This window comes from Paraburkholderia phytofirmans (assembly GCF_046028095.1).
Taxonomy (GTDB): Bacteria; Pseudomonadota; Gammaproteobacteria; order Burkholderiales; family Burkholderiaceae; genus Paraburkholderia; species Paraburkholderia phytofirmans_A.
Window position 1 is genome coordinate 381,969 of the sequence record NZ_JAQQDJ010000003.1, and the last position, 24,221, is coordinate 406,189.

22 protein-coding genes are annotated in these 24,221 nt (G+C 62.7%); 9 read left to right on the plus strand and 13 right to left on the minus strand.

Annotated elements, in window-relative coordinates; translation table 11 throughout:
- Positions 1-350 precede the first annotated feature (350 nt).
- A complete protein-coding gene (locus PQR54_RS10615; protein ID WP_408245332.1) occupies positions 351-1,682 on the minus strand; it encodes a YihY/virulence factor BrkB family protein in 1,332 nt (443 codons plus the stop codon).
- A gap of 244 nt (positions 1,683-1,926) precedes the next feature.
- On the opposite strand from PQR54_RS10615, the gene PQR54_RS10620 reads away from it, so the two are divergent.
- Positions 1,927-2,466, plus strand: a complete 540-nt coding sequence (locus PQR54_RS10620) for a YbaK/EbsC family protein (protein WP_408246049.1) — start codon at positions 1,927-1,929, stop codon at positions 2,464-2,466.
- A gap of 322 nt (positions 2,467-2,788) precedes the next feature.
- A complete protein-coding gene (locus tag PQR54_RS10625; protein WP_408245333.1) occupies positions 2,789-4,348 on the plus strand; it encodes a methyl-accepting chemotaxis protein in 1,560 nt (519 codons plus the stop codon).
- Between the two features lie 30 nt (positions 4,349-4,378).
- Here the strand turns inward: PQR54_RS10625 and PQR54_RS10630 are convergent, their stop codons facing one another.
- The 8 genes from PQR54_RS10630 to PQR54_RS10665 all read right to left on the minus strand — a co-directional run bounded on the left by PQR54_RS10630 (position 4,379) and on the right by PQR54_RS10665 (position 16,475).
- A complete protein-coding gene (locus tag PQR54_RS10630) occupies positions 4,379-4,825 on the minus strand; it encodes a histidine kinase (RefSeq protein WP_408245334.1) in 447 nt (148 codons plus the stop codon).
- 161 nt (positions 4,826-4,986) lie between these two features.
- Positions 4,987-6,474 (minus strand): SulP family inorganic anion transporter, encoded by a 1,488-nt coding sequence (locus PQR54_RS10635; RefSeq protein ID WP_408245335.1) that lies wholly within the window; start codon positions 6,472-6,474, stop codon positions 4,987-4,989.
- Positions 6,475-6,740: 266 nt separating this feature from the next.
- Positions 6,741-7,331: a BPSL1445 family SYLF domain-containing lipoprotein gene (locus PQR54_RS10640; protein ID WP_408245336.1), complete on the minus strand. Its 591-nt coding sequence runs from the start codon at positions 7,329-7,331 to the stop codon at positions 6,741-6,743.
- Between the two features lie 213 nt (positions 7,332-7,544).
- On the minus strand, positions 7,545-8,933 hold the full coding sequence (locus PQR54_RS10645; RefSeq protein WP_408245337.1) for an FAD-binding oxidoreductase: 1,389 nt from the start codon (positions 8,931-8,933) through the stop codon (positions 7,545-7,547).
- A gap of 350 nt (positions 8,934-9,283) precedes the next feature.
- On the minus strand, positions 9,284-10,045 hold the full coding sequence (locus PQR54_RS10650; RefSeq protein WP_408245338.1) for a 3-oxoacyl-ACP reductase: 762 nt from the start codon (positions 10,043-10,045) through the stop codon (positions 9,284-9,286).
- 720 nt (positions 10,046-10,765) lie between these two features.
- On the minus strand, positions 10,766-12,856 hold the full coding sequence (locus tag PQR54_RS10655) for a hypothetical protein (protein ID WP_408245339.1): 2,091 nt from the start codon (positions 12,854-12,856) through the stop codon (positions 10,766-10,768).
- A 317-nt stretch (positions 12,857-13,173) separates the two neighbouring features.
- The gene (gene pdeM, locus PQR54_RS10660) at positions 13,174-13,833 is read right to left on the minus strand and encodes a ligase-associated DNA damage response endonuclease PdeM (protein WP_408245340.1); all 660 of its coding nucleotides are present in this window, start codon (positions 13,831-13,833) and stop codon (positions 13,174-13,176) included.
- The gene (locus PQR54_RS10665) at positions 13,830-16,475 is read right to left on the minus strand and encodes a ligase-associated DNA damage response DEXH box helicase (protein WP_408245341.1); all 2,646 of its coding nucleotides are present in this window, start codon (positions 16,473-16,475) and stop codon (positions 13,830-13,832) included. Before PQR54_RS10665 ends, pdeM begins: the two co-directional genes overlap by 4 nt.
- Before the next feature lie 218 nt (positions 16,476-16,693).
- On the opposite strand from PQR54_RS10665, the gene PQR54_RS10670 reads away from it, so the two are divergent.
- From PQR54_RS10670 to PQR54_RS10680, 3 genes are all read left to right on the plus strand, one after another.
- Positions 16,694-17,572 carry a carbon-nitrogen hydrolase family protein gene (locus tag PQR54_RS10670; RefSeq protein WP_408245342.1) on the plus strand — a complete coding sequence of 293 codons (879 nt, stop codon included), beginning with the start codon at positions 16,694-16,696 and terminating at the stop codon, positions 17,570-17,572.
- On the plus strand, positions 17,569-17,970 hold the full coding sequence (locus PQR54_RS10675) for an FKBP-type peptidyl-prolyl cis-trans isomerase (RefSeq protein ID WP_041759096.1): 402 nt from the start codon (positions 17,569-17,571) through the stop codon (positions 17,968-17,970). The genes PQR54_RS10670 and PQR54_RS10675 overlap by 4 nt, the downstream gene beginning before the upstream one ends.
- Positions 17,971-18,070: 100 nt before the next feature.
- Positions 18,071-18,532, plus strand: a complete 462-nt coding sequence (locus PQR54_RS10680) for a DUF488 domain-containing protein (RefSeq protein WP_408245343.1) — start codon at positions 18,071-18,073, stop codon at positions 18,530-18,532.
- 50 nt (positions 18,533-18,582) lie between these two features.
- Here PQR54_RS10680 and PQR54_RS10685 read toward each other — a convergent pair whose 3' ends face one another.
- Complete coding sequence (locus PQR54_RS10685; protein WP_408245344.1) at positions 18,583-18,813, minus strand: hypothetical protein; 231 nt, start codon at positions 18,811-18,813, stop codon at positions 18,583-18,585.
- Positions 18,814-19,161: 348 nt separating this feature from the next.
- Between PQR54_RS10685 and PQR54_RS10690 the strand changes: the two genes are divergently transcribed.
- Positions 19,162-20,235, plus strand: coding sequence for a DUF6765 family protein (locus PQR54_RS10690; RefSeq protein WP_408245345.1), 1,074 nt, complete (start codon positions 19,162-19,164; stop codon positions 20,233-20,235).
- Between the two features lie 28 nt (positions 20,236-20,263).
- On the opposite strand, the gene PQR54_RS10695 is transcribed toward PQR54_RS10690, so the two are convergent.
- The 3 genes from PQR54_RS10695 to PQR54_RS10705 all read right to left on the minus strand — a co-directional run bounded on the left by PQR54_RS10695 (position 20,264) and on the right by PQR54_RS10705 (position 21,355).
- Entirely contained in the window at positions 20,264-20,500 is a 237-nt protein-coding gene (locus PQR54_RS10695; RefSeq protein WP_106300841.1) for a hypothetical protein, read from the minus strand.
- A gap of 57 nt (positions 20,501-20,557) precedes the next feature.
- A complete protein-coding gene (locus PQR54_RS10700) occupies positions 20,558-20,848 on the minus strand; it encodes a hypothetical protein (protein ID WP_408245346.1) in 291 nt (96 codons plus the stop codon).
- A gap of 252 nt (positions 20,849-21,100) precedes the next feature.
- Complete coding sequence (locus tag PQR54_RS10705) at positions 21,101-21,355, minus strand: hypothetical protein (protein ID WP_408245347.1); 255 nt, start codon at positions 21,353-21,355, stop codon at positions 21,101-21,103.
- 97 nt (positions 21,356-21,452) lie between these two features.
- Between PQR54_RS10705 and PQR54_RS10710 the strand changes: the two genes are divergently transcribed.
- The 3 genes from PQR54_RS10710 to cls all read left to right on the plus strand — a co-directional run bounded on the left by PQR54_RS10710 (position 21,453) and on the right by cls (position 24,221).
- Positions 21,453-22,304, plus strand: coding sequence for an H-NS family nucleoid-associated regulatory protein (locus PQR54_RS10710; RefSeq protein WP_408246050.1), 852 nt, complete (start codon positions 21,453-21,455; stop codon positions 22,302-22,304).
- Positions 22,305-22,326: 22 nt separating this feature from the next.
- Positions 22,327-22,812 carry a hypothetical protein gene (locus tag PQR54_RS10715; protein WP_408245348.1) on the plus strand — a complete coding sequence of 162 codons (486 nt, stop codon included), beginning with the start codon at positions 22,327-22,329 and terminating at the stop codon, positions 22,810-22,812.
- A 146-nt stretch (positions 22,813-22,958) separates the two neighbouring features.
- Positions 22,959-24,221 carry a cardiolipin synthase gene (cls, locus tag PQR54_RS10720; RefSeq protein ID WP_408245349.1) on the plus strand — a complete coding sequence of 421 codons (1,263 nt, stop codon included), beginning with the start codon at positions 22,959-22,961 and terminating at the stop codon, positions 24,219-24,221.

The window sequence follows — 24,221 nt, forward strand, 5'->3', positions numbered from 1 at the left end:
AGAACTGGAAAAAAAAGAGTGTCTCCAAAAACTGACAAACCACGCAAAGCCTTGTATTTAAAGCGCGTTAACGATTATTTCTGTTTCAGCAACATTTATTCGTTGACTCGGCATTATTGTTGTTTTGTTGACAGTGAGTGCTCCAATACGTGTACTTTCGACACTGATTTGTATGTGAAATGTAATGTAGTCGTCTAATTTTCCGGCTCGGTTTGTAGCGTTTCTATAAAAATCGAGCCAGATCTAGCTTGACGGAGTCGCTAGACAGGTTTTCGTCGTTGTGAGCGGGCGCAACCCGTCACGCCTGCAGGTGCATCCCGCAAAGCCTGGCTGGTTGCGACCCGAGGCCTTCAGCGTTCGCTGTTGTCGGTGTTGCGGCGCGCGACCATTGCTGCAGCCAGCCCGGCGGTCGCCGCGAAGAGCACCGAGGTCCACGGATGGCGCCTTACGTAGCGGTCGGCCGCAACGGCTTTGCGGCTCGCTTCGATCAGCGTGACGGCGGCGATGCGCGTCGCTCGCGCTTCGGCCAGCACGACCGTACGGCCGACCTTGAGCGCTGTTGCCCGCGCCGACGGCCTGGTTCTGGCTTGAGCCGGGAACGTCGCCGGCGGCGCCGCGCCGTCAAGCGCGCCCGCTGTCGCGGCGCGCATGGCGGGAGTGAGCGCGGCGTCGTCGAACGCGGCGCGTCCGTTCGCTTGCGCATCGGCGTGCGGCACCGCATCCGCAGCAACAGTCGATGCCGCCAGCACCGAGGCAAGCTTGGCGCGGCTGCCGGGCGGCGTGTCGGTCTGCATGCCCCAGCCTCCGCGCGGATCGTGCATGCGCCCGCGCGCCGCCGAAAATTCCGCGCCTAGCAGCAGCACGGCGGCGGAGAAGTACAGCCACATCAGCAGCACGGCGAGCGAACCGGCCGCGCCGAACGAGGTGGCCATGCCGGCGTGCGCGAGATACAGCGCGAACAGCTTCTTGCCCGCCGAAAACAGCACGGCCGCGACTATCCCGCCGACGAACGCATCCCGCCAGCGCACGCGGGCATCCGGCAGAAACTTGAGCAAGCCGGCGAAGGCGAACGCCAGCACGAGCAAGCCAACGCCGAGTTGGAGAAGATTGCCGATCACGATATACGGCGAGTCGCCCCACAGCCATTTACCGACGAAGGTGATGACCGTATCGAGCACCAGCGACACGATCAGCAGAAACGCGACGCCCAGCACCAGCCCGAATGAAATCAGACGCACGCGCACCAGCGCGATCACGCTCGACGAACGCGGCCCGGTATTCGGCCAGACTATATTCAGTGCGCTATTGAGCGACGAAAAGGTCGCAGAGGCGCCGATTACCAGCGTCACGAGCGAAATGACCGCCGCGATGCCACCGGCGCTGCCGCTGTGATGCGCGTTCTCGACGATCGTCTGGACGCCCGCGGCGGCCTGGTCGCCGAGCAATCCGTGGATGTGATTGAACAACTCGCCGCGCGCGGCTTCGGCGCCGAAGAACCAGCCGGCCACCGCGATCACCATCACCAGCGTGGGCGCGAGTGAGAACGCCGCATAGAAAGCGATGCTGGCGGCCATTGCCGCGCAGCGGTCTTCGGCAAACTGTTTGAAGGCGCCGATCGCCCAGTTGGCCTGCTTGCGGGCCACCTGTTGGAGGTTCTCGGCGGAAAGCGTGTCGATGTCCATGGTCGTGTTTCCCAATGGGTACTGGCGCCGCGCGGGCAATACGAGGTGGCGGATGCGGAACGGGTGTGTGCGGACAGATCAGGCAGCTTCGCCGCAGTCTTCGCGTCTAAGCTTTCGCAAACCTTGTGCCTGTCACTATAACAAGCGCGGCCGGCGCGCGCCGCCCGCGTGCCGGCGCGGCCGGCACACCTCGGGCGAGGTGTGCCGTTAGAATGCGGAGGGATCCTCATACACTTTGCTCACTATGCACTCGCACGAACTCGTACAGCGGCTGGACGTCATTGCAGCAGAACAATTGGGCGCGCATTTGCCTGCGCATGTGGTCGAGCAATTGCCGGCGCAAGGCATCACGGTTTTCTCCGTCACCGACGACGCGTCGGATACCGCCGCATTCAGCGAGCGCTACGGCTTTGGCCTGGAAGACTGCGCGAACACGATCGTGATCCGCTACAAGAAAGAGGGCGCCGAGCATTACGCGGCGGTGGTCTCGCTGGGGTCGCTGCGGCTCGACATCAACGGTGCGGTGAAGGCGGCGCTGGGCGCGCAGCGGCTTTCTTTCGCCAAGCGCGAGGCGGCGGTCGAGCACAGCGGCATGGAGTTCGGCGGTATTACGGCCTTCGGCCTGCCGGACGGCTGGCGCATTCTCGTCGATGCCGCCGTCATGGAGCGGACCCAGATCGTCATGGGCGCGGGCGTGCGCGCGGCCAAGCTGTTGCTGGCGCCTGACGTCTTGCGGCAGTGGCCGCGCTGCGAAGTTGCCGCGCTGACGCTGCCGGCGGAGTGAGGCCGGTTCGATCCGCAAGCACGACTCCGATTTGAGCGAAAGGCGCTGGCGCACGCGTGTCTATTCACGATCCCGCTGATAGTGAGCGGCGCGAGCCGCGTCTTCTCGTAAGCGGAACCAGCGCGCTCAGCCAAAAAGCGGAGTCAGCCTGGTCAGCGCTCCGGTCAGGGCCTGCCGCGCACCCGCCTTGGCCCGGCGCTCGAAGCCGACCGGCAAAGCCTGAAGTTTTCTCCCGTTCCGCCGTTAATCCAAAGAGTGACATGAACCGCCGCGGCGTCCGCCGCGAGCGGCGCATCGACAACAAAGTACAAGGGATACGGAGATGGAACGGTTTCGCCTGAAGGTGCGGCTTTGGCTCGCGCTGGCAGTCATGTGCATGGGTATTCTGGCAATCGGCCTGTGGGGCGCTTTCAAAACACGCGACACGATGATCGCCGATCGTCAGGCCGAACTGAAGAGCGTGGTCAGCGTCGCGTACAGCGTGCTCGATCGCTATAACGGCCTGGTCGCCGCGGGTTCGATGCCGCTCGCCGACGCGCAACGCACGGCAATGGCCGATCTGCGCGCGATGCGCTACGACGGCGCCGGCGGCTATCTCGTGATCGAGGACGCGCACGCCCACGTGCTGATGCACGGCGTGCGGGCCGACCTCGAAGGCAAGGACATGAGCGGCTTCACCGACCCGCAAGGGCGCCATGTATTCAAGGACGGCTCCGATCTCGCCCAGCGCGAAGGCGAAGGCTTCATCCACTTGCAGTTCCTGAAGCCGGGCTCCAACGAAATGGCGCCGAAGATCAATTACGTGCGGCTGTACAAGCCGTGGGACTGGACGATCGTCACCGGCGTTTTCACCGACGATATCGACGCCGCGTTCTACACCACGCTCATCCAGTACGTGGGCGCCGCGTTGCTGCTGTGCCTGGTGGTGTCGCTCGTGATCGGCGTGATCCTGCGCAGCATCTTGCGGCAACTCGGCGGCGAGCCGGCATACGCGGCGCAGATCGCCGCGCGCATCGCCGACGGTGAGCTCGACGTGATCGTGGAGACGAAGGCCGGTGACGAAACCAGCCTGCTCGCGGCGATGCAGCGCATGCAGCAGCGCCTCGCACACGCGATCGCACAGATTCGCGGCGGCGCGACGCTGATTTCGACAGTGTCCAACGAAATCGCCGCCGGCAATGCGGACCTGTCGCGCCGCACCGAGCAGCAGGCCACCGCGCTCGGCGAAACCGCGTCGAGCATGGAGCAGATCACCGCGACCGTGAAGCAGAACGCCGACAACGCGAAGCAGGCGAGTCAACTGGCGCATAACGCATCGGAGACGGCGGCACGCGGCGGCGAAGTGGTCGGCCAGGTGGTCGAGACGATGCGCGGCATTTCGCAGTCGTCGCATCGGATCGGCGACATCATCGGCGTGATCGAGGGGATCGCGTTTCAGACCAATATTCTTGCTTTGAACGCGGCGGTCGAAGCAGCGCGCGCCGGCGAGGAAGGGCGCGGCTTCGCGGTGGTGGCGGGCGAAGTGCGCAGCCTCGCGCAGCGCAGCGCGGCTGCCGCGAAAGAGATCAAGACGCTGATCGAAGAGTCCGCGGCGCAGATCGAAGGCGGCTCGCAATATGTGAGCCGCGCCGGCGAGACCATGCAGGAAGTCGTGCAGGCGGTGCGCCGCGTGACGGACATCATGGGCGAGATCAGCGCGGCTTCGGTGGAGCAAAGCTCGGGCATCGAGCAGGTCAACATCGCGGTGGCGAGCATGGATCAGACGACCCAGCAGAACGCAGCGCTGGTGGAAGAAGCGAGCGCGTCGGCGGATGTGCTGAAGGCGCAGACCGGACAGCTCAGCGCGGCGATCGCCGTGTTCACGCTGCCGGAAGGTCGCTGACCAGCCATTGAGCGCCCATTGAGCGGCCGCTCAGTGCCGGGCGAAGTGGTGTTCGAGGATATCCGCCACGCGCCATAGCGAACAGGGGCGCCGGCAATGACCGTCGAAACCGGCGTCTTTCAGCAGGCTGACCGGGTCGAGCGGCCAGACGTTGCTCATGGCCAGAATCAGGACGTCGGCGTTGGATCGTTCCGCGCGCGCGGCGCGCGCGAATTTGTAGCTGGAAACTGAGTCGAGCCGCGTGTCGAGTAAAACCGCGTGCGGCTTCCACCACTTCAGAAAACTTTGCACCTTGATCAGGTCGGCGGCGTAGATCGCTTCGTAGCCCTTCTGCGAAAGCGACAGCACCAGCGATTCACCAATCGCCTTGTCGCGATGTCCTATCAGGATGCGATGCGACTGCCCGCTATCCGCGCTGCTTCTGCGTTTCCAGATGGCAAACTCGGTTTCGTCGTCGAGCGATACGCGCCGTGTCACGGTGGCCTCCGAAGACTGCACGCAGAACGTCTACTGTAGTACGAAAAAACAGTGGTCTCGGGAAATATTACCTTCGATCAGTGTTTGCACCAGGCGCCAGTTGCCGTTGGGAATCCGTCAGGTTGCGCGCGCATCGTTTCGGGCGTGTGTCCGCCAGGCTGTCAAGTCAGCGCAATTCCAGCGCGGCTCAGCAAGCGCTGGTTGCGTTCGGACAGATTCTTCATACGTAATTCCTTGCCGGCCTTTCGATAACGCTCGACCAGACCTTGCAATGCCGCAAGCGCGGAATGATCGGCCAGCAGCAGATCGCGGCAGTCGACCGTGACGCGCGCGGGATCTTTTACCGGATCGAAAAGCTCGTGAAAACGCGTGGTCGAAGCGAAAAACAGCGTGCCGCGCGGCGCGTAGATCTTGTCGCCGGCACGATCTTCGACGTGTGCGTGAATCTCACGGGCGTGCTGCCACGCAAAATTGAGCGCGGCGATCACGATACCGCACAACACGGCGATCGCCAGATCGGAAAACACGGTGATGATGGTGACCGCCACGATCACCAGCGCGTCGTTGCGCGGCACTTTGCCCAGCACCCGCAGCGAGCCCCACGCGAAAGTCTGTTGCGCCACTACGAACATCACGCCGACCAGCGCCGCCAGCGGAATGCGTTCGATCAGCGGCGACAGGAACAGGATGTACATCAGGATCATCACGCCGCTGACGATACCCGACAGGCGCGAGCGGCCGCCTGAATTCAGATTGATCATGGTCTGGCCGATCATCGCGCAACCGCCCATGCCGCCGAACAGACCCGAGACGATATTCGCGGCGCCGAGCGCGAGACATTCACGATTCGGCTGGCCGCGCGTCTCGGTGATTTCATCGGTCAGATTGAAGGTGAGCAGCGTTTCCAGCAGACCGACGATCGCCATCAGCACCGCGTAGGGCAGCACGACGTGCAGCGTGTCCAGATTCAGCGGGACGCCCGGCATATGCAGACTCGGCAGACCGCCTGCAATGTGCGCCATGTCGCCGAGCGTGCGGGTCGGCACATGCAGCCACTGCGTGAAGAGACCCACGCCGACAATCGCCACCAGCGCGGGCGGCGCCGCGCGCGTGAGCCGCGGCAGCAGATACACGATTGCCATGGTCAGCGCGACGAGTCCGCACATCATCAGCAGCGCGCTGCCGTGCAGCCATTGTTCGCCTTGCGGCGTGCTCTGCCTGAAGTGCGCGAGCTGCGCCATCGCGATGATGATCGCCAGTCCGTTGACGAAGCCGAGCATCACCGGATGCGGGACCATGCGGATCAGTTTGCCGAGCCGAAGCGCGCCGAACAGCGCCATCAGGATGCCGCTGAGGATCACCGTGGCGAGCAGATATTGCGCACCGTGTTGCACGACGAGCGCGACGATGACCACCGCCATCGAACCGGCGGCTCCGGAAATCATGCCGGGCCGTCCGCCGAACAACGCCGTGATGGTGCAGTTGAAGAAGGCGCCGTAGAGGCCCATCAGCGGATTGAGATGGGCGACCAGCGCGAAGGCGATGCATTCCGGCACCAGCGCGAAGGAAGAAGTGAGTCCTGCGAGGACATTGCTTTTGATGCCGGGCAGCATGGCGAGCCAGCCGTGAGGGGGACGAGCGGTGTTCATCTTCAGCGAGGAGGGAAGTCCGGGCTGACGGCGTGCATCGTGCGTGCATGCAAGCGAGACGCGTCTGCGGACAGATGAGTGTCCCGGCCTGGGCGCAGCGATGGCCGGGCAAGATTGCAAAAAGCGTGGATTTTACAGCAGTGCGGTCCGGACGACCGGGAGGCGGGTAACGCCGCGGCAGCTTCCGCGCCGCACCAGTTAAGCGAGTTAAAGATGCCAGACAGCCGGCGAGGCGGCTGTCTGGCAATGCGCGTGTACGCTTAAATTCAGATCATCAGACGCGAAACCTTGGTGCCCTCGAGCGATACGCCGGCCATCAGGCCGCCGTTCGTCAGCACAAACGCTTCGACCGGGCTGGTGGCGGTAGATGTGTCGACTGCGCCGTTCGCGCCGACCTTCAGCAAAGCAACGGTGGCGTCCGCGCCGGCTGCCCAGCCCTGGCTGCTCGTGAATTTGTCGAGTGCTTCTTGCGTCATGAACAGGAAGATGAGGGCCTTGGACTGCGCTCCGATCTGCAAGCCGAACGAACCCGCGACCGTGCTGTAGTACCCCGCCGAGCGGCCACCCACGCGCAGTGCGCCTTCGCCGTATTGGCCGCCGACCCAGAAGCCCGCCGAAATGACGTTCGGGAACACCAGAACGCCGCGTGCCTTGGCGACCAGTTCACGCGAGCCGGTAACGTTTTCGTAGAGACGCGACAGCGTGGAATCGACCCCGGCGTTGATGCTGTCCCGCTTGCCGGCGTTGGCCGAAGGCGATGCGCTCGAGGACGGCGACGTCGTCGTGCAGCCGGCAAGGCCGAGCCCCGCAGTGGCGAGCGCGGCGCTGGTGGTCATGATGAATTGTCGTCTGCGCATGATTGTTTTCCTTTTGCGTTTATTGGCGTTTTGAAAGTGGCGTGGTTCGTTTCCATTCAGGCGGTAAGGGCGTGACGCCGACAAGCCCGTACGTTGATTGCTAACCAGCACATTGCGTGCCCGATCCCGCCGTGCGCGTTTTCACGGCGGGCCCTGCGCCCGTTGGCGAGACAACGCGCTAATTACCGGCGCCCGTTGCCTCGCAATCTACGACTACGCCGACGGCCGGATGTTCTGGTTGTGGCGGAACAGGTTGCGTGGATCGTAGCGGGTTTTTACAGCGACGAGGCGTTCGTAGTTCGGCCCGTACGCATCGGCGACGCGCCCGCCTTCTTCTTCCGTCATGAAGTTGACGTAGACGCTGCCCAGCGCGAACGGCGCCGCGGCATCGAAAAATGCGCGGGCCCAGCCGACGCAGCGTTCGTCGTCGCTCGCATCGTCCCAGCGGCCGTGCACGTTCATCGCGTACACCGTGTCGCGGCTCGAATAAGCAGTGGCTTCGACGGGAACGCTTTGGGTCTGCTCGCCGATCTGCCCGAAGAAAATTTCGCATTGCGGCGACGGCAGGTTGTCGATCGCGTTGAGCAGCGCGTCGATGAGGCCGTCCGGGATGTCGATGAGGTTGTGCGATTTCCAGTAGTTGCGTGCGCCCGGCGTGAGCAGCGGGTCGAACGCCTGTTGCCATATGGCATACGGCATCGGGCCGAGATGTTCGCCGAGCGGCGTTCCGAAGGCGCGTACGAATTCCACCGTGGACGGACCGCTTTCGACGGCGCCGGTATAGCACATTGCGAAGACGATCACCGGCTTGCCGTGGACTTCGGGCGGCAGGAACGGCAACGGCGGCGCGAGCCGCAGCACGGCCCACACGCTCAGTTCCTTCGGCATGGCGGTGTTCGCCGCGCGGTATTTGAGCAGGGCGTCTCTTGCCTGCTCGATCGGCAGGACCACGAGGCCGCCATACACCAGCGGTCCGACCGGATGCATGGCGAACTCGAAGCGCGTGACGACGCCGAAATTGCCGCCGCCGCCGCGAATCGCCCAGAACAGGTCTTCGTGCGAATCGGCGCTTGCGTGGACCAGTTCGCCTTCGGCGGTGACGACATCGGCCGACACGAGATTGTCCACTGTCATGCCATATCTGCGGCTCAGCCAGCCGAAGCCGCCGCCGAGCGTCAGGCCCGCGACGCCGGTGGTCGAGTTGATGCCGAGCGGCGTGGCGAGCCCGAAGGCCTGTGCTTCATGATCGAAATCGTGCAGCGTCGCGCCTGGTTCGACATACGCGCGACGTGCCGTGGGATCGATCTGCACCGATTTCATCTGCGACAGGTCGAGCACGACGCCGTCGTTGCACAGTGCGCTGCCGCCGATGTTGTGGCCGCCGCCGCGAATCGCGAGCGGCAGGCCGTTATCGCGCGCGAAGGCCACACCCTGGCGTACGTCGGCTACGCCCGCGCAGCGCAGGATGATCGCCGGATGCCGGTCGATCATCGCGTTCCAGATACTGCGTGCTTCGTCGAAGGTCGCGTCGCCGGGCAATAGAACCTGGCCGCGTATGGCGGTTTTCAATTCGTCGACGGCGCTGCTGGACACATTAACCATGGCTCGATCTCCTGAGATAGTGGAAGAGCTCGCAGAACACTATTCAGCTGACCAAAGCAAATTGGAAGTGTCCTGAAGGCTTGTTTTGCGTCCAGTAAACGAGCCTGCCTGCTGAAGTCAAACAGAGGTAAACCCGCGTTTTTTACCGATTGCGCGCGAGAGCTGGCGCGACAAGCTTGCGCGGGCCTTAACGGTGACGATAACCCGTCCGGCGCCACGGATGGTGGAAATGCTTCGGAAAAAGATACTGCAGGAAAGTGTTGGTTGCGCCGCCGCGTGGTGGGTGCGCAGCGACACTTCCCGGTGCGGCTCGCCCATGCGTGGGAAGCGCACGAGTGGTGAACGTACGCTTAGCCCTTCACGAGGCCGCCGTCGACGATCAGGTTCTGGCCGGTCACCGCGCGTGACCACGGCGACAGGAAGAACAGGACGGCATCCGCGAATTCCTCAGGTGTCGTGACGCGGCGCACTGGCGTGGAGCTCGCGATCAGGTCGAAGACGAATTCCGGCGTGGCCGCGCTCGCGTCGGTGGTGCGCAGCAGTCCGCCCGACACCATGTTCACCGTGATGCCGTCCGGACCGAGATCGTGGGCAGCGGTGCGCGTGAGCGACAGCAGCGCTGCTTTGGCCGCCGTGTAGTCGTGGTAGGGAACGACGGGGTTCTGAAACAGATTGGTGCCCACGTTGACGATGCGGCCGAACCCACGCGAACGCATGCCGGTAACGGCTGCCTGGATCGTATTGAGCGCGCCTTTGAGCGAGCCGTCCAGTTGCTGCTGGAAACGCGACCAGGCGATGGAGTCGATTTTCGGGCGAGCGTCACCGTCGAACTGGAAGTCGGCCAGCGCGTTATTGACCACCGATACGATGGGTTGGCCGGTTCGCATCTGCGCTTTTTCAAACAGGCGCGCGACGGCGGCCGCGTCCGTGACGTCCGCTCGAAGTGGCAACACCCGATCGCCGAGTTCGTCTTTCAGTGCGAGCGCCGCTGTTTCGCTGTTGCGGTAGTTGACGACTACGCTCGCGCCTTCGCGCACCAGCGCGCGCGTAATCGCCGCGCCGAGTCCGCGAGCGCCGCCGGTGACCAGCACCCATTGTTCGGATAGAAGCATCTGTTTTCCCGTTGTCGGTGGAGTTGCGATGCTCGTATTGTCGCCCGAATCAGAATTCGCACCCGGTCCGTGCGATGGCGCATATAGCGCGAACGAATTCAGAAAGGGAGTGGCGGCCGATCCGATGGCGGAATGCTTTTATTCACTCGACGGTTTTGTGCGTTGCTGAAGTGGCGGGTGATTACGGCGCAGGGCAGATAGTCCGGGTTGCGCCGTCTGTGTGATTGCGCGCATTGGTGCATGCGCAATTTATCTTTTGTGTTCGGATACGCACGTATGTGAAGCATTTGAACCTGATCGCTTGATTCATCCGATCGAGTTGATTAAGGAGGATGTAAAAGAATAATAGTTTGGAGTGCGTATCTAAAAGAAGTAATTTCATCCTATTGATAAGGCCGGTAGTTGACGATCTCTGACAGTTCAGACGCGCAATTCGTCGTAAAAACCGCGGCGATATCGCATTGCGTGGGGTAGCGCACGGTCCCTGAATGGCACTGCGCATAACTTCAACGTCCATCAGGCCCAGCTGTGCGTTTTCAAAACCGGGGTTCGCGCACAGCCCGTTGTCTTCTCTCGAATCACGTTGAATCGGACCGGGGTTTTCCGCGCGAGAGATGCCGAAAGTCATGTGGTTTAGCGTGACGCGAGGCAATGACGACTGGGCGTTGAGGTTTCATTTTTAACAGTGAACAGAGATTCGCTTGTTACCAGGGCCGGTCGCTAAAAGCATATAGTTAGGAGAATGAAATGAAAAAGCAAAACGGGGACGCGCTGGCGCTGGGGACGCGCCGGGCGGTATTCGCAGTTGCTGTGAGTCTGTATGCGGCGATGGCGGGTGCGCAAACGAATCCGGCAGCGTCGGCCGCGCCGTCTGCCAGTTCGAACGTGATGATGTTGGCGCAAGCGTTGCCGGGTGATTGTCCGGACTCGCCCGGTTGCATTCGGCAAAGCAGAAGCCTCGTGATGCCTGGCGGAAGTGGATTCGCCGCGGGTGGGGTGGGGGCGGTAGCGGCTGGGGGCACGCAAAGCGGCAACGGGACATCGTCGACAGGGACGGCGACCGCGGGCAATAGCGGCGGAAATGGCTCGGGCTCGTCGGGACTCGGTTCTGGGAGTACGGGTAGCGGCGGTGGTAACGGCGGAACCGGCACAGGTGGTGATGGTGGCGGGACCGGTGGGGATGGAGGTGACGGCGGCGATGGAGGTGACGGTGGCGACGGCGGCGGTCATGGTCATGGTCATCATGGGCACCACGGTCATCATGGTGACCACGGCGATGGCGGTCATCACGGTGACGGCGGTCATGGCCACGGCCATGGCGGTGACGGTCATGGTGAGGGTGGTCACGGCGACGGCGGCCATGGTCATGGAGATGGCGGTCACGGAGACGGTGGTCACGGCGATGGTGGTCATGGTCACGGCGATGGTGGTCACGGAGATGGTGGCCACGGAGACGGCGGTCATGGCGATGGTGGCCACGGTGACGGCGGTCCTGGCGAAGGTGGCCATGGTGATGGTGGTCACGGCGAAGGTGGTCATGGCGACGGTGGCAAGGGCGATGGTGGCCACGGCGATGGCGGTCATGGCGATGGTGGCCACGGTGACGGCGGTCATGGCGAAGGTGGCCATGGTGATGGCGGTCACGGCGAAGGTGGTCATGGCGACGGTGGCAAGGGCGACGGTGGTCACGGCGACGGCGGCAAGGGCGACGGTGGTCACGGCGACGGCGGCAAGGGCGATGGTGGCCACGGCGATGGCGGTCATGGCGATGGTGGCCATGGAGACGGCGCTCACGGCGACGGTGGTCACGGCGACGGTGCCCATGGTGACGGTGGCAAGGGCGACGGTGGTCATGGCGACGGCGGCAAGGGCGACGGCGGCAAGGGCGGAAACGGTCCCGGCGCAGGCAGCTCGGGCAACGGTGGCCACGGCGAAGGCGGCCACGGCGACGGCGGCAATGGTGGAAACGGTCCTGGCGCGGGCGGTCCCGGCAACGGTGGCCACGGCGACGGCGGCAAGGGCGGAAGCGGTGCCGGCGTAGGTGGTTCGGGCAACGGCGGTCCTGGCGCAGGCGGCCCGGGTAACGGCGGCAACGGCGGTTCCGGCAACGGCGGCAAGGGTGGCGGCGGTCCTGGCGCAGGCGGTTCGGGCAACGGCGGTGCTGGCGCAGGTGGCTCGGGCAACGGTGGTGCTGGCGCAGGCGGCGCGGGTAACGGCGGCAACGGCGGCAAGGGTGGTGGCGGTGCTGGCGCAGGTGGCCCGGGCAACGGTGGTGCTGGCGCAGGCGGCGCGGGTAACGGCGGCAACGGCGGCTCCGGAAACGGCGGCAAGGGTGGTGGCGGTCCTGGCGCAGGTGGCTCGGGCAACGGTGGTGCTGGCGCAGGCGGTCCGGGCAACGGCGGGAACGGCGGGAACGGCGGCAACGGCGGCTCCGGCAACGGCGGCAAGGGTGGCGGCGGTACTGGCGCAGGTGGCTCGGGCAACGGCGGTCCTGGCGCAGGCGGCCCGGGCAACGGCGGGAACGGCGGCAACGGCGGCTCCGGCAACGGCGGCAAGGGTGGCGGCGGTCCTGGCGCAGGTGGCTCGGGCAACGGCGGTCCTGGCGCAGGCGGTCCGGGCAACGGAGGCCCTGGTGCAGGCGCAGGCGGCCCGGGCAATGGTGGCAACGGTGGCCCCGGCAACGGCGGCAAGGGCGGCAGTGGTCCCGGCGCAGGCGGTCCCGGCAACGGCGGCAACGGCGGCCCTGGCGCAGGCGGCCCTGGCGCAGGCGGTCCCGGCAACGGTGGCCCCGGCGCAGGTGGCCACGGTCACGGCGGCGACGGCGGCAAGGGCGGAAATGGCCCTGGCTCAGGCAACGGAGGCCAAGGCCATGGTGGCGGCTTCGGCGGCGGCTTTGGCTCAGGTCATGGCGGCGGCTTCGGCGGCCACGGTGGCGGCTACGGCGGTGGCGGCGGAGGCCACGGCGGCGGCAACCACTAACGGAGTGACGCTCCTTCATCGCACGGAGGCCGGGAGACCGGCCTCCCTACCGATGATGCCAAACGGAGCGAGTGAACGACCATCGTCCGCTCGCTCCCATCTTCAACCTCCACAAACTGGTCGCTCAATAACCAGTACGAAATCCCCCGTCACACCACTTCGATTACCCTCTCCTGCACCACCAGAAAAACCTTCTCCCCAGCGACACGACCGTCCTCACGTGTTCCTCCAGTAAAGCTCCCAAACGCAGGCAACACGCCGCACGCCGTCCCGAACCGGAAACACGGAACCCGTACCGAATCGTTGCGCGTCGCAATCCGATACACCGGATGCACATGCCCCGCGAGCGCATACGCACCTTCCACTTTCTGCGGGTAATGACACAGCGCCCATGGTCCCACTCGCCAAGGCTCCTGCACATACTCGATGTCGAGCGTCGCCGGCAGCGCGCCCGCGTGCCGGTCGTGATTGCCTTCGACCAGCACGACCCGAAGCCGCGCATGACGCGCGCGCCAGACATGCAATGCGTCGAGCGTCTCGCTGGCGTGCGCTTCGCGCGCATGCAGCAGATCGCCGAGAAACACCAGCATGGCCGGTTCGAACTCCGCGATCAGAATATCCAGACGCATCAGGTTGTCGGCGGTCGAACCGATCGGCACCGGAATGCCGCGCGCGCGAAACACGGCGTCCTTGCCGAAATGCGCATCGGCGACGAAGAGACAACGCAGCGCCGGATCGAACATCGCGCGCAGGCTCGACAGTACGAGAGGATGCCCGGCGATCTCCACCGGCAGCGAAGCCGGCTTCATACGCGAGCCGCCTTTTCGAGTTCGGCCAGCATCCGCTCGACGCGATCCGCGAGCTTCTCCGTGCTGACCTTCTCCCGCAGGCGTCCGACGATCAGCGGAAATGCAAACGGCGTCGGCTTTTTCGGCCGCGTGACGACCACCCGGCTCGCGTTCATGCGTTCGAGCGCAATACGAATGCGGCGGGCGTCGAGTTCCTGCAGCAGGACTTCATCGTCGGCCTGGTTGAGCAACAGATTGCCGCGATCGTGATTGCGAAAGATCTCGTAGAAGAGACCACTCGACGCCTGCAATTGCCGCGCGCTCTTCTGCTGCCCCGGATGCCCCTGGAACACGAGCCCCGACACGCGCGCAATCTCGCGAAAACGCCGCATCGAGAGTTCCGACGAATTGAGGCTCGCGAGAATGTCGTGATCCAGTTCTTTGGGCGAGAGCAATCCGCTTTCGAGTTGCGCCGCCCAATCGAATGGTTGCGCGGACAACAGCTCGAAGCCGTAGTCGTTCATCGAAATAGAAAAGGTGCCCGGTTTTTCGCGCGCGACGCGCCACGCGAGCAGTGCGCCCAAACCGATATGCGCGGTGCGCCCGGCAAACGGATAGCAAAAGAAATGATGGCCTTCGCGCGATTTCACTAATTCCACCACCAGCACGCCCGGCTCGGGCAAGGCCGACCACTTCTGCTGCAATTCGAGCAGCGGCCGTACGGCGCGCATTTCGGGCTCGTCGTAGATGCCGGCGGCGGCGCGTGCGAGCATCGTCAGCGTGGCGTCGGCGAGTTCGGACGAAAGCGGCATACGGCTGCCCGCCCATTGCGGCATGGCTCCGCGCGACGATGTCGCGCGCCGCACCCACGCGGTCATATCCTGCACGCGGATCAATTCAAGTGCACGTCCGCCGAAAGTAAAAATATCGCCCGGTTTCAGCCGCGAAATAAACGATTCCTCGATCGCGCCGATCCGGCCGCCCGAGAGATAAGCAACATTCAATGTACCGTTCGCGACGATCGTGCCGATATTGTTGCGATGCCTTCGCACCAGGTCCTCGCGCGGCACGCGGTACAGGCCGTCGCTTTCACGTACCACGCGATGGTAGTCGGGATACGCGCGCAACGACGTGCCGCCGCCTTCGACAAAGCCGAGCGCCCAGTCGAACTCCTCCTGCTTCAGTTGCCGGTAGGCATAGGTGCTGCGAATTTCGCCATATAGTTCGCGCGCGTCGAAACCGCCGCCGATCGCCACGGTGACGAGATGCTGCACCAGCACGTCGAACGGTTTCTCAGGCGTTTCGCGGCCTTCTATCTGACGCTTCTCGACGGCCTCGCGCGCAGCGGCGGCTTCGACCAGTTCGAGCGCATGCGTGGGCACGATCGTGACACGCGACGGCCGCCCCGGCGCATGACCCGAACGCCCCGCGCGCTGCATCAAACGCGCGACGCCCTTGGGCGAGCCGATCTGAAACACGCGCTCCACCGGCAGAAAGTCGACGCCCAGATCGAGGCTCGATGTGCACACCACCACTTTCAGCAAGCCGCTCTTGAGGCCACGTTCGACCCATTCGCGCACTTCCTGATCGAGCGAGCCGTGATGCAGCGCGATCAGGCCGGCCCATTCGGGCCGCGCTTCGAGCAGCGCCTGATACCAGACTTCGCATTGCGAGCGTGTATTGGTAAACACGAGCGAGGTCTGAGCCTCGCCGATCGCCTCGGCCACGGCGCCGACCTGGCGCATGCCCACATGGCCGCCCCACGGAAACCGTTCGATAGTTTCAGGAATCACCGTATCGACGATCAGTGCTTTCGGCAGCGCGCCATGCACGCTCACGCGTGGCGTCTTCACGGGCGCGAGCAACACATCGCCGGCGAAGGACAGGTTGCCGAGCGTCGCCGACAAGCCCCATACCTGCAATTCGGGCCGCCAGTGCGCGAGACGAGCGAGCGCGAGTTGCGTCTGCGTGCCGCGCTTGTTGCCGAGCAGCTCATGCCATTCGTCGACGATCACGAGCCGCACGTGTGCAAGCACATCGTGTGCATCGGGGCGAGTGAGGATGAGCGAGAGACTTTCCGGTGTCGTGACCAGTGCAGACGGCATGCGCCGGTTCTGCCGCGCGCGCTCGGCCGATGACGTGTCGCCAGTGCGCAATCCCACGCTCCACGGCACGGCCAGTTCCGCCGCCGAGCTTTGCAATGCGCGCGCGGTGTCCGCGGCGAGCGCGCGCATCGGCGTGATCCATAGCACGGTGAGCGGCTCGGGCTGCGTACGGGGCGTGCTGCGTTTTCGTGCACCTTGCGTGGTTGCGAAAGCGGCCAGTGCGCCGAACCAGACGGCCCATGTCTTACCGGCGCCGGTCGTCGCGTGCAGCAAACCGCTCGCGCCGCGGCCGATTTCCTGCCAGACCTCGCGTTGAAATTCGAATGGCTGCCAACGGCGCGCCGCGAACCACTCGCCGAGTTTCTCGGCAAACGGGCGCTGTGCAGCGGTTTCGTCGATGGAAAACGGCAGCGGCTCGAAGGCCGGTTCGCGCGCGTCGAGCCGCGCCTGCTGCTCGCGGCTGCGCGGAATCCGGCGCGGCCTGGGTGCGCGGCGTCGCTCCGGCACAGCAGAAGGGGCAGGGACTGTAGTCTCGTCGGAGTCAGCCGGCTCGGTCATCGAAAGCGCTCGTTAGCATTGGATTCGCGTGTCGGCGAACAACTCAAAGGAGGGGATTACTTATGTGGACCGCTAAACCGCCAAGGTGGTTCACCACGCATCTTCGCACTTACGTGCCGCGTGCCGCTCGTGTTTAAATGCCGGGGCTTCGCTTGCCTCTCAACTCAAGGGTTGAAAGCGCGCGACTACATTGCAACAGTCCTTGCATCACGGAGCGCATGTTGAATCACACACAGTCATTGCTGCCGCAATCCTCACTGCGAATCGCGGCTGCGCAAGCTCAACCGGTGTGCGGCGATGTCACGGCCAACATCGCCAGAACGGTCGAATTGACCGCTCTGGCCGCCGACGCCGGTGCAAAACTGGTGGTTTTTCCCGAGAAATTCCTGACCGGTTACGAACCCGACCTGATCGCCGGCGATCCCGCGAAATACGCTTTCGATGCACACGACGCGCGGCTCGAACCGATTCGGGACATCTGCCGGCAGCGTGAAATCGCCGTCATCGTCGGTGCGGCGACGCGCGGCGAGCGCGGCCTGCATATCTCTTCGCTCGTATTCAGCCGTTCCGGCGCGCAACTCGATTCGTATCACAAGCAATACCTGTACAACAGCGAGACAAAGATCTATCGCTCGGGCACGCAAGGCCGCATGCTTGAACTCGACGGATGGCGCCTCGCACTCGGCGTGTGCTACGACTCGGGTTTTGCGGAGCATGCGCGGCATGCGGCGCTCAACGGCGCACACGCATATCTGGTGAGCGCACTCTTCAGCGTGAAGACCGGCTACCACCAGTCGCGCATCTGGTTTCCCGCGCGCGCCTTCGACAACACGATGTATGCATTGTTGTCGAATCACGTCGGCACAACCGGCGGCTGGGCCACGTGCGGCGCGAGCGCGATCTGGAGTCCGTCTGGCGATGTCATGGCGCAAGCGAGCCGCGAGCGCGAAGAAGTGATTACCGCGCTACTCGATCCGGCCGTGCTGGCCGACGTCCGCGAACGCGAGACGATGCTCGCGGACTTCCGCGCGCGTGGCGAGGCGACCCATACGATCCGTTACAATGAGGCGCACTACCCATCTGGAGACTCGCTTTGAAATCTATCGTTGCATTGGTCGCAGCAGCTCTTCTGTCTTCGACGGCAATGGCCGCCGCGCCCACCACCGAAAAACTGCCTTCCGGCGTCGTGGTCGAACATCTGACGCAAGGCACAGGCGCCCAACCGGCCGCTGAAGATGTCGTGAAGGTCAACTACCGCGGCACGCTCGCCAACGGTACCGAGTTCGATAGCTCGGCGAAACACGGCGGCCCGGCCACGTTTCCGCTGAATCGCGTGATTCCGTGCTGGACGCAAGGCGTGCAGAAGATGAAGGTGGGCGGCAAGGCCAAACTGACCTGCCCGGCAGCGACCGCTTACGGCGATCGCGGTGTCGGCGTGATTCCGCCGAATAGCGACCTGACCTTCGAGGTCGAACTGGTCGGCATCGTCAAGTAAACAGCGCGACGTGAACTGAGACTGAGCCCCGCTCCGAATTTCGCAGCGGGGCTTTTCTTTTTCCGGGCACTGCGTCTGCCCACTGCCAGGTACCCCCGCAATGAAACGCGAAAACAATGCCGTGCAGGTCGCCAGCATCGGATTTACCGGCAAGACGGCTCAGGAATTTTTCGATCTGCTGAAAAACGCCCAGGTGCGGACGGTGCTCGACGTTCGCCTGAGCAACACGTCGCAACTGGCCGGCTTCGCGAAGAAACAGGATCTGCCGTTCTTTCTCGACAAATTGTGCGGCGCTGCTTACCAGCAAATGCCCGAGCTGGCTCCGGAGCCCGACTCGTTCAAGCGCTACAAAGCGAACGAACTGACGTGGGACGAGTACTCGGCGGCTTACGTCGAGTTGATTGCCCGTCGCCGGGTGGAAAGCAATCTGGATGTCGATCTATTCCGCTCGGCTTGCCTGCTTTGCAGTGAACATTTACCACACCATTGCCACCGGCGGCTCGCGCTCGAGTATCTGAACTCGCGTTGGAATAGCCGCCTGAAAATTACCCACCTATCTTAACGACCCGTTCGATGGCGGTGCCTATGCGCAAGCGCGCAGAACACCGGATCTCACTCTGCCGGCGCGAAAAGCATCGAGATATAAACGATGGTGGAGACGACGGTAATGCCGACTCCGATGAAAACTTTGGTGCGATTGAATTCCAGTCCACCATTAATGGCCACGCAGATCCCCACCACGGACGCCAGCGTGCCGATCGTGGCCAGCAAGACGTGAAGCTTGCTACGTATCAGCTTGCGCCGTTCCGGACTGGCGCCTTCTTTCCAATTGTCTAGTTTCACGGCAATTATCCTTTTGCGTTAGCCTGTACTGCCCGAAGGTTTGGACTGGAGAGTCGTGCGGCCCGGTTATGCTTTTTCGCATTACGAATGGTTTCCAATGGCACACAGCATAGCTGAGCCGCCGGACAGTGCAAATAATAAAAGCGGAAAGATTGTCGCAAGTCTATTTAGCAGCGCGGCGCGCGCGCGTACCGGACTCGGCTTGAAGCTTGAAACAGGGCGGTGAGTTTTTTAAAGTCCCGGCGCGTTCGGTCGTCTACTATCTACTCACGCGCCGACGCGGCATCCACCTCGCCGCTCAGTCCAGAATCCCCCGTCGTCATTCGTCGCGCTTCAGGAGCGCCAGCCATGAATATCGACTTTCATTATGGTGTCGTCTATATCGCAGCCCGCGTGGCCGGGATGCCGGCCGGCGACGCGATCACCGTGGCGCACGCCTGCCAATATGTGGACGATGCGACGACCGCGGGCATATTGCGCTTCAAGGGCGGCGAGACATTCGAACGTTTCGCCACCGCGCACAAGTTGTTCGATTACGCCACCACCGAGGACGACAAGAACCGTCTGGTGTGGACGCCCTTTCATTTTCTGCCGGCGGCCGAGGGCTCGACGTTGCACGAAAAGGCCGTGTGCCGGCCGGATAGCGCGGTCGCGCGCGAGGTGGTGCGGCGCGCGATCCTGCGCCGGAACACCGAAACGGGACTGCATCGGCTGGGCGTGACGCTTCACACGTATGTCGATACATGGGCGCATCAGGGGTTCGCCGGGATCGAAAGTCCGTGGAATCGGGTTCATCTACTGGAGGCTCAGGACTGCACCCGCAAAGGCTGGTTCGCCAAACTCAGACTCGCCAGCGAACATCTGATCGAACATATCGAGGAGGATGTGCTGACCGTTGCGCTGCCCGTCGGTCACGGCGCTGCCTTGCACTATCCTGACCAGCCGTGGGCGAAATGGCATTACATCGACGGTAGAAACGAGTTTGTCCAACGACACAACCTGCCGGAATTCGTGCAAGCGGCCGAGATGGCGTGCCGCGCGGTGCGCGCCTATCTGGCGGGGCGGCAAGACTTCGAGAACCTGCCCGGCTTGCCGGGCGATGTGACAGACGTGCTCACGAACCTGCTCAATACGAACCGGCTGGAGGACGACAACGATCGCTTGCGGCACATTTGCCGCGTCGTGAAGGCGGGCGGTATTCCGGGTTTGAAAGAGTCGATTCCGGACTATGTGCCAAAAGGTCCCGGCTCCTGGAAGTACCAGGCCACCGGTTTGAAGTTCGACGACGATACCGGCGACAAGCCCGAATGGACGGACGCTTTTGAGAAAAGCGATTACCGTCTGTTTCACGACGCGGTCAAACAGCACCGCTTCGTGACCACCCAGGAGATTCTGCCGACGCACGGATTGCGAATCGCCTGAACGGGGCGCGTGCGCCCCCGAACCTGGGTTATTCCACTCTGGCTTGCTGGCGTTGCGCAGCCTGTTCTTCCGCATGCTTTCTGGCCATATGCCGCCCGACCAGACAGCCGCCGACCGCGCCGACCACCGCGTGATGGCCGGCATAGTGTCCCGCCACTCCGCCTACAACTGCTCCCTTCATGCAGCCGGCCGCGTTTGCCGTGCCGACCGCTGCTGAAGTGAGCGCCACCGCCGCGAGGGCGGCTCTGATGTAACCAGCTTTCATCTGAAATGTACCGTGCAATTGGAAAGGGGTTCTGACATGGCGCTATACGGCGTCATTTCAATAGCCATTCCAGTGGCGTTCCCGCCATTCATGTTCGCGCCAATGCTCACGGCGCCATTCGCGTTCCCGCCATTCACGGCGTTCGCGCCATTCGCGTGCGCGCCAGTCGTCGTAGCCGCCGTAAACAACCGGCACCGGAGCCGGACTCCGCGCGACATAAACAGGCGGCGGTGCAACCACGCCGACTGGAATGCCGACACCGACAGCCACATCCACGTGTGCCGAAGCTGCCGACGATACCGCCAGCACTGCCAGACCGAATACCGCGCCGATGATCTTCTTGTTCATTTGCCTTCTCCTTGCATATCGAAGTGCGATGCATCCGATTGCCTCAGCTTTCACCCTTGCGGGTTTTCCAGAGCTTTGCATCGAGTTGCGGTTTGGAGTGTAGAAGGGCGGTCCGGACACAGGTGAAACAGCGCTGCGAGATTGGTAACGCGGGGTTACGAAGATGCCGGCTGGCGCATTGCGTCTCTGGAAAGCCAGGATCTTGGAGCTGAAAAAGTGTTTTTATCAGAGCTAGTAGACGCGCAAACGTACTCAGGCAATAAAAAATGTACTACTGGCCTTTGAATCTTCTAATGCTTGCCTATAGTAGAAGCGGCTCATGCCGCAATGTACGGCGGCCGCCTTCCAGTGCGACGGAATGCTGTCGCAGCCGCCGACGGGGAATTGCAAGGCCGGCCCAGGAATTGGAAAGACAGTAAAAGGAAAGGGAGAGTGGCAAAGAAAAAAGCCAGAAAAGTGTGGCGACGTAGTAAAGAACCCAAAAAGTTCGTACTCCACCGGATGCATGATCGACTCGGAGTCGTGTTTTTATAGCCACGCCAATCTGCCTTTCTCGCGTCATTCGTGGCATAGTTCGATCGATTACCACATAAGGAGCAATCAAATGCCCACGTTAGAGCAAATCCAAGCAAAGCTTAAAAAGCTTCAGGCGCAAGCTGATGTTCTTCTGGCCAGGAAAGCGCAAGTCGCGGTCGACCAGATTCGTGACCTGATGCTCAAGCATGGCCTGACTACCGCGGATATCGAAGCCAAGGCAAAAGCCCGGCGCGCCGCGAGAGGCTTGAATGGCGGCGGCAAGGCGAAAGCCGTGAGTTCCGGTAAGGCAGTGGCAAAGTACCGCGACCATAAAACCGGCGCGACCTGGACGGGCCACGGCCGCGCACCGGGTTGGATTGCCAGCGTGAAAGACCGCACACAGTTCCTGATCGAAGGCGCGAGCGAACTGAAGTCGGCGGCAAAGGCAGCTGTCACCCATGCGAAAGGCGGCAAAGGTCAGCCGAAAGGCGCGCAACCGCCCAAGTACATCAATCCGAAAACAGGCGCGACGTGGAGCGGCCGCGGCCCGGCGCCGGCATGGCTTGCCACCGTCAAGGACCGTACCAGATTCCTGATCGATAGCGCCTCGGCAACCGTGGCGGATGCGGGTCACAAAGCCGCGAAGAAGGCCGGAAAAGTGAAGTCGGCGGCAACTGGCGGTGTGGTGAGCAAGAAAGCCGCAGCAAAAAAAGTCGTGGCAAAGAAAGCAGGCGCGGCGAAAAAGACGGTTGCAAAGAAAGCCACCGCGGCAACCAGAAAAGTAGCGGCAAAGAAAGGCGCCGCAAAGCCGGCGGCTAAGAAGAGTGCCGTGGCCAAGGCAGCCAGGAAAGCTCCGGTTCGAAAGGCCGCAGCCAAAAAAGCTGTCGCGACGAGTGCCCCGGCCACGTCGCCAGCCGCGCCGGCGTCAGCCGCCGCATGAGCGCAACCGAGTCGTAAAGTAGATGACCCGTACGCCTGATTCAACCCAGCAGGAAGACCAGGTCGTCCTGCTGGACTCCGTTCCTCATCCGGCAGAAGATGCCGCCGAACCCTTTATCGTCGCGAGTGACCGCCGGGTCATTCTCTCTTATCCGATTGCGGAGTCCGACTTTGAAAGGTTCGGACCATTCGATCCCGACGACGATCCATTTTGCGCGGTGCTATTTCCGGACACCGTATTTCATCGTCTGGGTCCGCCCGGCGACAGCGATCTCGAGATTCACCCGCTCGCGTCGCAAGGTCTCACCGGCTATTCGGTTCATGAAGTCATGAATTCGTCGCTGGCCAGCGAGCTTGCGGCGGTGGCATCGACGGGACCCGCGCTGCGCCATTTCGTCATCACGTTTCAGGCATCCACTTTCGAATGCGTGGCGTCGGACTATACGGTGGTCGGTGTCTATGGCGCGGGTGAAATAGCCAGCCGGGAAGCGTTCTCGCTGGTCAGGTAAAGACATTGAGTAGCAAGGTGCGGGCCTGCAATGGGCACGCGCCGTGCGTCCTGCGTTAGTCGTAAAAGCCGGGCCGAGGTCCGGAGTGTTCGTCAACCGCAGGACGCGCATGCAACGCGTCCCGCCTATTAGCATCGAGGCTACGCATGCTGACGATTCCGATTACCGCTTTCGTCACGCTCGTCATCATCCTGGTGATTTCCAATTTGTCGAGCGGCGAGAAGAAGATCGAGCATAAGATCGATCGCCTTTACGCGAGCGACGATCCGCAATTCCTTCGCTCAATGGGTTTGCTGCTCGGGCCGCCGGTTATTGCGGGCAATCGCTTCGAGATGCTGCTGAACGGCGACCACATTTTTCCTTCGATGCTGGAAGGCATCCGTTCCGCACGTCGAACGATCACATTTGAAACCTTTATCTATTGGTCTGGCGAGATTGGCGAACAGATCGCGCAGGCACTCGCGGATAAAGCGCGCGAGGGCATTGCGGTGCACGTGCTGCTCGACTGGGTCGGCTCGTCGAAAATGGACAAGCGCTATTTGAATCTGCTTCGCGATGCCGGGGCGGAAGTGATTCAGTATCACAAGCCCCATTGGACGGGTCTGGGCCGCATGAACGATCGCACGCACCGCAAGCTGTTGGTGATCGACGGGCGTATCGGTTTTACGGGCGGTGTGGGTATCGCGCCGGAGTGGACGGGCCACGCGCAGAATGAAAAGCATTGGCGCGATACGCATTTCCGCGTGGAGGGCCCGGTGGTCGGACATATGCAGGCCGTATTCATGGACAACTGGGTCAAGGCAACCGGCAATGTGCTGCACGGTCCCGATTATTTTCCCGATGTCGAGCCAATGGGCGACGGTCTCGCGCATATGTTCAGCAGTTCGCCCTCTGGCGGCAGCGACGACATGCAGCTAATGTATTTGATGGCGATCACGGCGGCCACGCATTCCATTCATCTGGCGAGTGCCTATTTCGTTCCCGACAAGCTGACCATCAACGCAATCGTCGAGGCGGCGAAACGCGGCGTGAAAGTGCAGATCATCATGCCTGGAAAACGGATCGACACGCATACCGTGCGGGAAGCATCGCGCGCGTGCTGGGGCGATCTGCTCAAAGCCGGGGTGGAAATGTACGAGTATCAGCCGACCATGTTTCACTGCAAATTGCTGGTAGTGGACGAATACCTGGTGTCAGTCGGCTCGACCAATTTCGATAACCGTTCGTTCAAGCTCAACGACGAAGCGAATCTGAACATCTACGACCGTGACTTCGCCAGGCAGCAAACCGCTGTTTTCGCCGACGATATAAAGAAGTCGCAACAGATCACGCTCGAAGCATGGATGCATCGGCCGTTTACGGAAAAGCTGATCGAAAAGTTTGTCCCGCTGCTGGATACGCAGCTCTGA